Source organism: Rhizobium sp. PP-CC-3G-465 (assembly GCF_004343445.1).
Classification (GTDB): domain Bacteria; phylum Pseudomonadota; class Alphaproteobacteria; order Rhizobiales; family Rhizobiaceae; genus Ferranicluibacter; species Ferranicluibacter rubi.
The window spans coordinates 432,304-445,049 of sequence record NZ_SLYH01000001.1 but is presented as its reverse complement, the minus strand read 5'-3'; the positions used below and the strand labels follow the sequence as shown (position 1 = coordinate 445,049).

The following is a 12,746-nucleotide window of genomic DNA, read 5'->3' as shown; positions in this document are numbered from 1 at the left end:
GAAGATGTAGGACGCCTTTGCCGCGCACGTCAATCACACCTTGCCGGACGAAGCGTCATCAATGAGGCCGAACATCAGTTCATAGGCAATCGCCTCACCCGGCATGAGCATGGACAACGCACCGCTTTCGGAGAGCGCCGAACGCTTGGCGATCCTGTGCGATGCCGGCTCGATGCTGACCACATCGGCGTCACCGCGCTGGCAGCGCCACATCTGCAGGAACGGCAGGCTGTCGGTCTTGAACCGGACCTCAAGGGTGCGATGTCCCAGCGCCGGGAATGGCCCGATGCCGACCCTCGCCCAACCATCATCAGCGGCCGCCGGAAAAAGCACATGCGCGCTCTCGCCATCACCGAATCGCCAGCCCTGCGATCCATCTGGAATCATATCTCCCCGGATGCGGGTGTTGTCGTCAAACAACCGACCGGCGATGTTCAGATGATACATCCACATGGGCGGGAACGGCGCCCCGCCGATGTTTTCGATTCGATCCTCGAGATGAACGGCCCCTTGCGTCATCGACCATCTGCGCGTCAGGCGCGCGCGTCCGCCATCGACGAGACGGATATCGACGATCGCAAGGCACATGCTCTCCGTCGCGGTCAGCGTTTCCGTCGGCACCTGCGTGCCGGACAGGGAGCCATGCAACGGATAGCGTCCGCCGTTCGCCGTCGGCTCGGGGTGCCGGATATGGTCGGGACCGCAGGTAAAAAGAAAGCCTTTCAGCGCCTGGTCGATGCGCGGATCGCCGTCGGAGGGGATGGCGTGGCCCGGCGAGAGATCGATCCCGTCGACCACCAGCGCCGCGACATCCATCGCCGATGCGGGATCGAGAAGCAGCGTCACGATTTTCCCGTCGTGGCTTCCGTCCATGCGCATATCGTCACCTCTTCGGAACGCTCGAGGCGTCTCTCTTGCCGTCGGCCGTCTTGCCCGGCATATGGTTAGCAGTTCTTTAACGTTGAATTCAGTCTTTTCATATTAACGTCCCATTCCGCTTGTAGCTCGCGGGTCGGCCCGCCCATCAACAGGTTCTTGTCGTGACCATCGCTCCGAGACGTATCCCTTCTTTCCTCATGGCCGCCCTCGTGGCGGCCGGCCTCATGCCGGTTTCCACACCGGCTGCGGCGCAGTCCCGCATCGCGCTGTCTCCAGATCAGGTTCTGGTAACGCCGCAGGGCGATATTCTCGACTATGTGCCCGAGAACGGCGACGTGCGGGTGATGCGCGATGCGCGCGGCCGCACGGTACTGGTCGATAACTGGGGCAACATCGTCGCAACGGTCATGGGATCGCGTGCCGCAAACGAAGGCCGCCGCCGCCCGCCGCCGGATCCTTACGGCGCGGAACCCTATGGCGACGAAGCCTTCGGCGGCCAGCCCTCCCGCGACAGGACCTTCGGAAACGAAGCCTACGGCGAACGTCCCTATATTCGGCAGCGCGGTGGCGCGAATGGCGTGCCGGATTACCGCAACTTCGTGCCTCCGGGCGTCGAGCGGGGCGATCTTCCGACCGCAGGCCAGGACGCTCCGCAAGACGAAAACGACATGGCCGCACTGCCGCCGGAACAGCCGACGGCATCGCAAGGCACCACCCTGCCCCGTGCAGCGGCGATCACCAGCAAGTCCAGCGCGGAAATCACCGCATTGCAGGTCTTCCTCGATCGGGAAGGTTTCTCTCCCGGTGTGATCGACGGCAAGAACGGCTCGAACGTCACCAAGGCCATCGAAGCCTGGCAGCAGGCGACGGGGGAAACGCTCGATCCGAACAATACGGACGACACGCTGGAGCGCCTGCGCCTCAGCGGCGGGCTCGCGATCACCAGCTACACCATCACCGCGGCGGATGCGGCAGGGCCCTATGTCGCGGAAATCCCGGAAGACTACGCCCACAAGGCTCTGCTTCCGCACATGTCCTTCACCTCGACGACGGAAATGCTCGGCGAGCGCTTCCATATGGACGAGGCCTATCTGCGCGAACTGAACCCCGGCGTCGACTTCACGATTCCCGGGACAATCATCAAGGTCATCAATCCGGGCGAACCGAAGACGGGCAAGGTCACGCGCGTCGTCGCCGACAAGGCGCGCAAGCAGGTGTTCGCCTATGACGAGGCGGGCGCGCTGATTGCGGCCTATCCCGCAACGATCGGCTCGTCGGATACGCCGTCACCCTCCGGCACCGTGCAGGTCGATCGGATCGCGCTCAATCCCGGCTACACCTACAATCCGAAGATCAATTTCAAGCAGGGCGAGAACGACAAGGTCCTGACCCTGCAGCCCGGCCCCAACGGCCCCGTCGGCACGGTCTGGATCGCGCTGTCGAAGCCGACCTACGGCATTCACGGCACGCCGGAACCGTCGAAGATCGGCAAAACACAGAGCCATGGCTGTGTGCGGCTGACCAACTGGGATGCGACGGAACTGGCCAAGATGGTGAGCGTCGGCACGACGGTGGAGTTCCTCGAATAGGCGACCAAACTTGGCCGCATCGACACGGGAAAGCGGCTTCCGCAACGGCAGCAGGCGTGTTCGGAAACCGGAAGTGTCGGGGACATCCGACCGGATGTCCCGCAAAATCTCGGGATGATCGTCGGTCAGCTGGCGACCCGGATCGCGCGGGCTCATCACGTCATCCGCTATTGTCATGACGCAAGGCGCCGGGGATCGGCTATCTCTGCGGTGAACGACCTAGCGATACGACAAGGATTGCCGCATGGCGGATGAACGCGCGCGTTACAAGATCGGGCCGAACCTCTGGCATGCAACCGCACCGCCCCCGCCGCAGACCGCAGCCCTGCAGGCGGAGGTCACGGCAGATGTCGCCGTGATCGGCGGTGGTTTCACCGGCCTTTCGGCGGCGCTGCACCTTGCGGAACAGGGTGTGAAGGTCGTCCTCATCGAAGCCCGCATGATCGGCTTCGGCGGATCGGGACGCAATGTTGGGCTCGTCAATGCGGGCATGTGGACGAAGCCAGCCGATCTCATCGCCTCGCTCGGAAAGGAGCCCGGCGAGCGCCTGCTGCACGCACTCGGGGATGGTCCGGCCCTCGTCTTCGATCTGATCGCCCGGCACGAGATCCGGTGCGAGGCCGTTCGCAACGGCACGCTGCATATGGCCGTGGGTGCCGAAGGCCTTGCCGACATTACCGACCGGCAGGCGCAGTGGGCGGGCTTCGGCGCGCCGGTGGAGGTGCTCGACGCGAATCGCGCGCGCCAGCTCACGGGCGCCGAGGGTTTCGCAGGCGGCCTTCTCGACCGCCGTGCCGGCACGATCCAGCCTCTAGCCTATGCGCGGGGTTTGGCGCATGCGGCTGTCAAAGCCGGCGTTCGCCTCTTCACCGAGACGCCGCTGACCGGCGCCACCCGCCGGGGGAATGATTGGGTGTTGAAAACCCCGGCTGGCAGCGTGACCGCGCCTAAAGTCGTTCTCGCCACCAACGCCTATGGCACGCTGGTCGATGGTATGCCCTGGAGCGCGCCAACGACGGAGCTGACCATCCTGCCCTATTTCCAGTTCGCGACGAAGCCGCTTTCGGCAAATGTCGCGGCAACGATCCTGCCGGAACGGCAGGGGTGCTGGGATACCGGCATGGTGATGACCTCGTTCCGCATGGACCAGCAGAACCGCCTGATCTTCGGCAGCATCGGCCGTCTCGATACGCTGGCGACGGGTACGCATCGTGCTTTCGCAAAACGTTCGCTAACGGCGCTCTTTCCGCAGCTCGGCGATGTCGATTTCGAATATTGGTGGGATGGCCGCATCGGCATGACCACCAACGCCCTGCCCCGCCTGCACACGGTGGCGCCCGATGTTCTCTCGGTCAGCGGTTATAATGGCCGCGGCATCGCGCCCGGCACCGTGTTCGGCCGGGCGCTCGCCCATCACATCACCGGCGGCACCTATGCAATGCCGCTTGATGAAACGCCGCTCACACCTGATCCGTTGCGGACGGTGAAGTCGGCCTTCTACCATGTCGGCGCACAGGCCAAGCACCTGATCGACCGACGTTTCTAAAGCTGTCGCGCAAAAGTGTGAAGCGGTTTTGCGACCACGACATGCGAAAAACAAGGACCTAAAGCGTCTTCAGCGAATCCGAGAGATCGCGATACGCTTTAGGACGCGACACCGAAGATGCCGCGTCCTGACTGGCGGGTCAGGCGGCGCGGCGGAAGGCGCGGGTGAGGTGGAGTGGCACGAGGCGGCGGACCTCCTCGGCAAACATGCGAGCATTCTCCCGCGCCTTGTCGAGATTGCTAACGCGGGCGGGGTCCATGGTCTGCAGCGTCCCGCCGCAATCGAACACGTCGCGGAACGCCGCGCGCTCGACAATGGGCGTTTGCAGAACGCGCACGTTGCGGCTGGCCAGAAGCACCTTCACCACCTGCAGCGCCCGTGTCGTCACCAGCGAGCTGACCCGGGTCAGCACAACGGAATGATCGATGCGCACGCCGACCTGCTTCTCCAGCTGGGCGAGCAGTTCCAGAACCTGCGCCCCGCCCTTGGCATCCATGGAACAGCCCTGGATGGGGATCAGCACGTGGTCGGAAAGGCCGATCGCGGTTGCGAGCAGGCTGTTGCGCGCGCCGGCGAGGTCGATGATGAAATAGTCGGTATTTCCACGGTTCTCGATGATGTGTCCCTGGATCGACGCCATCGTGATTTCCGAGATGACGTCGATGTTCGGAACGCGGCCCGAGAGCTCATGCCATGTCGAAATCCAGCGCTGCGGATCGGCGTCGAGCACCGTCACGCGGTTGCCGGCGCGCGCCAATTCGGTTGCGAGAATGAGCGCTGCGGTGGTCTTGCCCGCGCCGCCCTTGGTGTTGGCGAATGTGATGACTGGCATGGAAACCTCGTTGGGGATGCAAAGCCCCGGTTTGCCCCGCAAACAGCTCCAGCCCCTGAAGCCGCTGTGGTTAACCGAACCTTTCAAATCGTGGTTAACGAAGTGTTAACGCGCCATACGAGAACCAATAAGAGACAGCCTGGCGCGAGCTTCGGCAGACACTCGCGCCAGGCTGCATTTCGACATCAGATCGTTTCGATGAACAGCGCCCGCGCCGCATCGAGCGTCAATTCGACCGGGTTGCCGCCGGCCGTGGGATCGACGATCGCCATCTCGGCCATGCGCTCGATCTGGTCGGTGCCGACCCCGAGACCCGAGAGGGCATCGGGAACGCCGAGGCTCGACCGCAGGTCGAGGACATAATCGGTGAACCCGTCGAACCCGCCGGAAATGCCGAGATAGGCTGCGGCCCGGGCGATCTTCTCCTCGATGGCAGGCCGGTTGAAGCGCAGCACGGCCGGCATGACGACGGCGTTGGTCATGCCGTGATGCGTGTTGTAGAGAGCGCCCACCGGGTGCGACAGCGCGTGGATGGCACCGAGGCCCTTCTGGAACGCCACGGCGCCCATGGCGGCGGCACTCATCATGTTGGCGCGGGCCTCGATATCCTGCCCATCGGCAAAGGCGCGTGGGAGGTAGTCCTTCACGAGCCGCATCCCTTCGAGCGCGATACCCTGCGACATCGGGTGGTAGAACGGCGAGGAGTAGGCTTCCAGGCAATGCGCGAAAGCATCCATGCCGGTACCGACCGTGATCACCTGCGGCATGCCGACGGTGAGTTCGGGATCGCAGATCGTCACGGCGGGCAGGAACTTCGGGTGGAAGATAACCTTCTTCGTGTGCGTCTTGTGATCGGTGATGACGCTGGCGCGACCGACCTCCGAGCCGGTGCCCGCCGTCGTGGGCACCGCGATGATCGGTGCGATGCCGGAAACGGAGGCCCGTGTCCACCAGTCGCCGACATCCTCGAAATCCCAGACCGGTCGGGTCTGGCCGGCCATGAAGGCGACGGCCTTGCCGAGGTCGAGCCCGGAACCGCCACCGAAGGCCACGACGCCATCGTGCCCGCCATCGTGGAAGGCCTTCACCCCGGCTTCGAGGTTGATGTCGTTGGGGTTCGGATCGACATCGGCAAAGATCGCGCGGCCGAGGCCAGCGGCCTCCAGAAGATCCAGCGCATTCTGCGTAATCGCCATCGGCGCAAGGCCGCGGTCCGTCACGAGCAGCGGCCGCTTCATGCCCACGGCCTTGCAATGCTCGGCGAGTTCCTTGATGCGCCCTGCCCCGAACTTGATGGCGGTCGGGTAGCTCCAGTTAGCGGTAATGGTCATGCCGTGACTTTCTTCAGATGATAAGATTTTGGCCGGGTCAGATTGTGGAAGCCGAAGATGGAGAGCGAGCCGCCGCGGCCGGTTTCCTTGACGCCGGTCCAGCAGAGCGCGGGATCGAGGTAGTCGGCACGGTTCATGAAGACGGTGCCCGTCTCGATCTCGGCCCCGATAGCGGCCGCACGCTCGGGGTCTTGCGTCCACAGCGAAGCCGTCAGCCCGTATTTGCAGTCGTTCATCAGGGCGAGCGCCTCCGCATCGGTCTTGACCTTCATGATGCCGACGGCGGGACCGAAGGTTTCCTCGGTCATGAATTCCATGGAGTGATCGACATCGACGAGGATCTGCGGCGCGAGATAGGCGCCGCCGTCATCCGCCGGGAACAGCTTCGGATCGATCGTCGCCCGCGCGCCCTTCGAGATCGCGTCAGCGACCTGCGCCCGCACGACGGCGGCAAAGCGCTTATTGGCCATCGGCCCGAGCGTCGTTTCCGGATCGAGCGGATTACCGAGTTTGTAGTTCGACACCCAGGCGACCGACTTCTCGACGAAATCGTCGTAGAGGCTTTCGTGCACATAGATGCGCTCGATGCCGCAGCAGCACTGGCCGGAATTGTAGGTGGCACCGTCCATCAGCGTATCCACAGCAGCGTCGAGGTCGGCATCCTCCATGACGTAGCCGGGGTCCTTGCCACCCAGTTCGAGGCCGAGCCCGGTAAAGGTTCCCGCCGCTGCCCGCTCGATCGACCGGCCACCCTCGACGGAGCCGGTGAAATTGACGAAGTCGAAGCTCTTGGCAGCGATCAGCCGCGCGCTCGTCTCGTGGTCGAGGAAGAGGTTCTGGAACACGTCCTCCGGCATGCCGGCCTCGGTGAAGGCTCGCACCATGCGCTCGCCGACAAGCAGCGTCTGGCTGGCATGCTTGATGATCACGACATTGCCCGCCATCAAGGCCGGGGCAATCGTGTTGATCGCCGTCATGTAGGGGTAGTTCCACGGCGCGATGACGAAGACGACGCCGTGCGGCTCGCGCACGATCCGCCGCTCGAAGCGGTCGCTCTCCTCGATCACCATCGGCTTCATGGCGTCGGCGGCGATGGAGGCGACATAGTTCGAGCGCTCATTGAATCCGCGGAACTCGCCGCCATACTTTACCGGCCGGCCCATCTGCCAGGCAAGCTCCGGCACAACGTCGGCCGCCATTTCGTTCAGCCGCGTCACGCCCTTGAGCACGAGCTGCACCCGCTCTTCGAGCGGCCGCTTAGCCCAGGTCTTTTGCGCTTTTCGCGCACGGGCGACCGCCTGGGAAGCGGCCTCGTAGGGCATGGCCTCGCGCTCGGCATAGACCGAGCCGTCGACCGGCGAAATGCATTGGATCATCGTCATCAGGGTCTCCGGAATAAAGTTTGTCAGGGACGAGCCGGAAAGCAATGTCCCGAGAAGACAAACGAAAATACAAATACGAAAACCTGCCGGGAGATCGTCAACCCGGCAAGCACACGTCAGCAGGCTAGCGTCATCACATTGCCAAGCGCACCATAGTCCAGGATGACATGGTCGCGCGTCACGATCCTCAGGTCCCGTTCGCGCGCCGTCGCGATGATGATGCGATCGATAGGGTCACGGTGCGCAAGCGACGGAAGATAAGACGCCGCCACCAGAATATCCGGCGACGCGGCTTCGACGATGATCTCCCCCTCCGCGACGAACTCGTTGAACCAGGACAACGCATCCTTCGTTGCCGGCAGCCGACCGCGCGACATCAGCATTCCAATCTCCCAGGCCGAGATCGCGGAAACGTATAGTCGTCCGTTTCCGCTCCCGGCAGCCTTGAACACATCGATCGCTTCCGGCCGCATCGGCTGCCCGGTCGCCATCCAGATGACGGCGCAGGTATCGAGAAGAATCTCGTTACGCATTATAGAGGGTGTCGCTCCATTCGACATCCATCGGAGCGGTGAGATCGAGATCGCCGGGGACCGTCATGGTTCCGACCATGCACCCGAAAGCCGGGTGAACAAAAGCGGGATCGGAAGGATCGACAAGACGCACGCGGGACGACGATCCCTCGCGCGACGCCTGCCTGTCTTGCGGCACATAGGCCTTCTGAAGACCTTCTTCGAACCCAGGCCCCTGAAGGCCTTGCGGGTCCCCACGGCGATGCGCCGCGACATCAAGAATGCCGACGTCCAGAAACGCGGCGATCTGGTCCTGCTCTTCCGCGGTCATCTTCCGCTCTCCTTTCAACATTCTTGAAACGGCACTGGGATCGAGCCCGAGAAACCGCGCGAGATCCCGCAGGGATTTCCCTTTTGTATTGAGCCTGTCATGAAACCACACAGTATTGATCGCCATGCCCGTTCTCCGCACCATGATGTGAAAAATACACCAAAGATGCGATATTGTCACCATTTATCTCAATGTTGTGATAATCTCACGCACGCTCGAAACCCCGCGCCACCTCCCAGTCCGTGACCCGGCGATCGTACTCCTCCTGCTCCCAGGTGCCGGCGCGGGTATAGTGGTCGATCACCTCGTCGCCGAAGGCCTGACGCAGCATGGCCGAGTTCGTCATGAGGCCGGTCGCGTGGCGCAGCGTCTTCGGGATCTCGCGAATATCCTTGCCGGAATAGGCATCGCCCACGAACGGCGCCTCCAGTTCCAGCTTGCCCTCTATGCCGGCAATCCCCGCGGCCAGCAGCGCTGCCATGGCGAGATAGGGATTGAGGTCGGAGCCGCCGACGCGGCACTCGATACGGATGCCCTTCGTGCCCTCGCCGCAGAGGCGATAACCGGCCGTGCGGTTGTCCTTCGACCACACAGCCTTGGTCGGCGCGAAGGTGCCTGCCATGAAACGCTTGTAGGAGTTGATGTAGGGCGCGAGGAAATAGGTGATCTCGCCCGCATGCGTCAGCAGGCCGGCGATATAATGCCGCATCGTCTCCGACATGCCGTACTCGCCTTGCTTGTCGAAGAAATGCGGCGTCTTGCCGTCGAGGCTCCAGAGCGACTGGTGAATGTGCGAAGAGGAGCCGGCCGCATTCATGTGCCACTTTGCGAGAAAGGTGATCGCCTTGCCCTTCGCCCAGGCGATTTCCTTGCAGCCGTTCTTGATGATGACGTGCCGGTCGGCCATGTCGAGCGCCTCGGCATAGCGCACGTTGATCTCCTCCTGACCGGAGGACGCCTCGCCCTTGGAATTCTCGACCGGAATGCCGGCGCCCTGTAGGCCCTTGCGGATGGCGCGCATCACGTCCTCTTCCTTGGTGGTCTGGAAGATGTGGTAGTCCTCGTTGTAGCCGCTGGCGAGCTTCAGGTCGCGATAGCCGCTTTGGCGCGCATGGTCATAGGTCTGGTCGAACAGGAAGAATTCGAGCTCGCTCGCCATGAAGGCCTTCAATCCCATGGCTTCCAGCCGCTTGACCTGCCGCTTGAGAATGGCGCGCGGCGAATGCGGGACTTCCTGATGCGTGTGGTGATCGAGCACGTCGCAGAGCACCAGCGCCGTGCCTTCGAGCCATGGAATCCGGCGAAGGGTGCCGAGATCCGGCTTCATCGTATAGTCGCCATAGCCGGACTCCCAGCTCGTGGACTTGTATCCGGTCACCGTCTCCATTTCGAGGTCGGTGGCGAGCAGGTAGTTGCAGCTATGCGTTTCCTCAAATGCACTCTCGACGAAATACTCGGCCTGAAAGCGTTTCCCCATCAGCCGCCCCTGCATGTCGATCTGGCAGGCAAGAACCGTATCGATACGGCCTTCGGCAACGTCGGTCTTCAGGTCTTCGAACGAGTAGGTCATCGGGCGTCCTGTCTGCGATTTTCGGAATGCGTTGGTGTCTGTCATCGGCGGCACCCGGCTTTCGGGTGCCGCCTCGCTTGCAGAGAATGTTATGCCTGGCCCACGGCCTTTTCCGCTGCGGCAATCTCGGCGGCACGGCGCTTGACCTCTTCGCCGATCGGCGGACCGCGGAATCGGCGCTTCTCGAAGCCGAACCAGATCACGCCGGTCAGCACGAGGAACCCGACGGTGACATAGAGCGCCGGACCGTTCGGCGGCTGCACGCCGAGAACGAAGATCAGGATCATGGCCAGAACCGTCAGGCCGGCAAAGAGCTTGAAGACGCCCTCGCCGAGATTCCAGGGTCCCTGTGCCGGCCACTTCGACGTGCCCCAGGCAAAGAGGCCGAGCGTGATCGGAATGGCGAAGGAGAAGAACAGGAAGATGACCGTGCAGGACACGACGATGGTGTAAACCGGCGTTTCGCCGATGGTGATCAGCGACGAGCCCCAGACGAAGAGCACCGAGAGGATCGACCCCGTCCAGATGGCCGCAACAGGCGTGCGGAACTTCGGGCTGACCTTGGCCAGAGCCTTGGAGGCCGGCAGGCCGCCGTCACGCGAGAAGGCGAAGATCATACGGGAAACCGACGTAACGGTCGCAAGGCCGCAGAGCCACTGGCACAACAGGATCGCGAGATAGAGCACGTCCTTGACGATCGGGTTCATCTGCGTGTCCATCGACCAGAAGAACACGTTCCAGCCCTGCGACGCAGCAGCCGTCATGCCGTCGGCAACCGTTCCGTCGGCCAGCGGCGCCTGCGCTGGGATCATCAGCACGAACGAGCACAGCATGATATAGCCGAAGAGCGCCGACCAGAGCACTGACGAGATCATCCCGCGCGGCACCGCCGTTGCAGCCTTCACCGTTTCCTCGGACGTATGGGCCGAAGCGTCGTAGCCGGTGATCGTGTAGATCGGCAGAAGCAGGCCGAGCAGGAACACCCAGGTGGAGGATGTTTCCGGCCAGACATTACCGCCGGCAGCGCCCGAGAAGTTGGAGAAGGTGAAGAGGCGCGCGAAATCATAGCTATCGGCGGCGATCAAGCAGGCCAACGACAGCAGGATGGCCGTGACGAAGATGAGGTAGCCGGAAAAGTCCGTGAGCTTGGCCGTCAGCCCGATGCCCATGTGGTTGACCAGCGCCTGCAGGCCGGTGATGACCACGAGAAACAGGATGCGGAACGTGGTCGTGTCCTCCAGGCCGAAATATGGCGTGCCGAAGGTGCCCATGAAGAAATAATAGGTGCCGACATTGATGGCGCCGAGCACGGTGACGAGGCCGAGCAGGTTGAACCAAGCGGTCAGCCAGCCGGTGAAGCGGTTTCCGAGGATCGAGCCCCAATGATAGAGGCCGCCAGCCGTGGGATAGGCCGAGGAGATCTGCGCCATCGCCATCGCGAAGACGAAGGAGACGAAGCAGCCGATCGGCCAGCCGATGCCGATGGCGGCCCCGCCGGCCCCGGCCGTCGCCTGTGCCAGCGAATTGATACCGCCGGAAAGAATGCAGATGATCGAGAAGGACACGGCGAAGTTCGAGAACGAACTCATGCGTCGCTCGAGTTCCTGCGCGTATCCCATGGAATGAAGGACCTGAAGGTCCGCGTGCTTATCCACGTCACTATAGTCAGGCATGATGGTCCCCTCTGAACGCTCGGCGCCGGGCGGTATTGCCGGATGCCGGTACAGCGGCGCGCAACCTTGAAGGCGCACGGGCGCTGCAACGCTTGATCGTGCTGCGTGTGTGCCCCGTTTTTCAGGTTCGTTTCGAGGTCTTCACGCAGTCGTGCCAGTGCCCCCGCCAACAAGGCGGGAACGGTCTCCGCGGACATGCCGCTCCCCGGGTCTTTTTATGGTTCGAGGCGCATCAGGGCTTTGCCCAGATGATCCCCGATATAGCCGGCCAGGACCCTCTGGCCGTCTTTGCTTGCGATGAGATCGTTGCGGATCTCGATCATGACGTTGAGCAGGCCATTATGAATGCCGTGCTCGATCAGCGTATGCGTCACTCCGTCCTGCGGCCCGTAGGGCGCGTTGCGACGCGTGACGAAGGCATCGTCCTCCGCAGCATCCGCCAGAAACGCATCGGCAAGCCGACTGTCGCTGTCGTGCAGGATGCCCACCTCCACCTCCCGCGGCCGGCCGTGCCAGACCGGCGTGAAGGAGTGTATCGTGACGATAACCGGCGGGCGACGGTTTGCAACCCGTGTCTTGATGAGATCGGACAAGCCCTTGCGGAACGGACTGTAGATCGCCTCCGTCCGCGCCAGCCGTTCGGCCGCCGAAAGCGCTGCATTGCCCGGAATGTCGAAAATCTCGCTGACTGCCGGCATGGCGCCCGGCGAATCCGGGGGGCGATTGCAATCATAGACGAGGCGGGAAAAACGCTGATAAATCAGCGTCGCATCGAGCGAGGCCGCCAGCAGCTGGCACACGGCAAGCGCGCCCGGGTCCCAGGCGATGTGGCTTTCCAGCGCCTCCGCCGAAAGCCCAAGCGTCCCCATTTTCTGGGGTAACCGGCGAGATGCGTGCTCGCAGACGAGCAGGATGCGGGAACCGGCATCCGCATTCTCCAGAGCGACAGGCGCGCCATCCTCGGCAGTCAGAAGAGCACTCACACCCGGCTCCGTCGCTGCGCCCGCCATCATGGCAGGCCTCCCTTACTGAAGAGAATTCTTCACAATTTCGTGCCTGTCAATTACAAACTGAAACGATCTCTTCATGAACCCCATTGAC

11 protein-coding genes are annotated in these 12,746 nt (G+C 63.0%); 2 read left to right on the top strand and 9 right to left on the bottom strand.

Annotated elements, in window-relative coordinates:
- Nucleotides 1–33: 33 nt before the first annotated feature.
- Nucleotides 34–873: a DUF4432 family protein gene (locus tag C8J33_RS02060; protein WP_422037322.1), complete on the bottom strand. Its 840-nt coding sequence runs from the start codon at nt 871–873 to the stop codon at nt 34–36.
- Nucleotides 874–1,076: 203 nt separating this feature from the next.
- Between C8J33_RS02060 and C8J33_RS02055 the strand changes: the two genes are divergently transcribed.
- The gene (locus tag C8J33_RS02055) at nt 1,077–2,468 is read left to right on the top strand and encodes a L,D-transpeptidase family protein (protein ID WP_110799226.1); all 1,392 of its coding nucleotides are present in this window, start codon (nt 1,077–1,079) and stop codon (nt 2,466–2,468) included.
- A 244-nt stretch (nt 2,469–2,712) separates the two neighbouring features.
- A complete protein-coding gene (locus C8J33_RS02050; RefSeq protein ID WP_132662922.1) occupies nt 2,713–4,014 on the top strand; it encodes an NAD(P)/FAD-dependent oxidoreductase in 1,302 nt (433 codons plus the stop codon).
- Nucleotides 4,015–4,153: 139 nt separating this feature from the next.
- Here C8J33_RS02050 and C8J33_RS02045 read toward each other — a convergent pair whose 3' ends face one another.
- The 8 genes from C8J33_RS02045 to C8J33_RS02010 form a co-directional block, all read right to left on the bottom strand.
- On the bottom strand, nt 4,154–4,846 hold the full coding sequence (locus tag C8J33_RS02045; protein ID WP_132662921.1) for a ParA family protein: 693 nt from the start codon (nt 4,844–4,846) through the stop codon (nt 4,154–4,156).
- A gap of 185 nt (nt 4,847–5,031) precedes the next feature.
- Nucleotides 5,032–6,177, bottom strand: a complete 1,146-nt coding sequence (locus C8J33_RS02040) for an iron-containing alcohol dehydrogenase (RefSeq protein WP_132662919.1) — start codon at nt 6,175–6,177, stop codon at nt 5,032–5,034.
- The gene (locus C8J33_RS02035; RefSeq protein WP_132662918.1) at nt 6,174–7,559 is read right to left on the bottom strand and encodes an aldehyde dehydrogenase family protein; all 1,386 of its coding nucleotides are present in this window, start codon (nt 7,557–7,559) and stop codon (nt 6,174–6,176) included. Before C8J33_RS02035 ends, C8J33_RS02040 begins: the two co-directional genes overlap by 4 nt.
- Nucleotides 7,560–7,675: 116 nt before the next feature.
- The gene (locus C8J33_RS02030) at nt 7,676–8,092 is read right to left on the bottom strand and encodes a type II toxin-antitoxin system VapC family toxin (protein WP_132662917.1); all 417 of its coding nucleotides are present in this window, start codon (nt 8,090–8,092) and stop codon (nt 7,676–7,678) included.
- On the bottom strand, nt 8,085–8,528 hold the full coding sequence (locus C8J33_RS02025; RefSeq protein ID WP_245507038.1) for a helix-turn-helix domain-containing protein: 444 nt from the start codon (nt 8,526–8,528) through the stop codon (nt 8,085–8,087). The genes C8J33_RS02030 and C8J33_RS02025 overlap by 8 nt, the downstream gene beginning before the upstream one ends.
- A gap of 79 nt (nt 8,529–8,607) precedes the next feature.
- Complete coding sequence (locus C8J33_RS02020) at nt 8,608–9,972, bottom strand: glutamine synthetase family protein (protein WP_132662914.1); 1,365 nt, start codon at nt 9,970–9,972, stop codon at nt 8,608–8,610.
- 89 nt (nt 9,973–10,061) lie between these two features.
- Nucleotides 10,062–11,645 (bottom strand): amino acid permease, encoded by a 1,584-nt coding sequence (locus tag C8J33_RS02015; protein WP_132662913.1) that lies wholly within the window; start codon nt 11,643–11,645, stop codon nt 10,062–10,064.
- A 215-nt stretch (nt 11,646–11,860) separates the two neighbouring features.
- On the bottom strand, nt 11,861–12,658 hold the full coding sequence (locus C8J33_RS02010; protein WP_245507037.1) for an N-formylglutamate amidohydrolase: 798 nt from the start codon (nt 12,656–12,658) through the stop codon (nt 11,861–11,863).
- Nucleotides 12,659–12,746 lie beyond the last annotated feature (88 nt).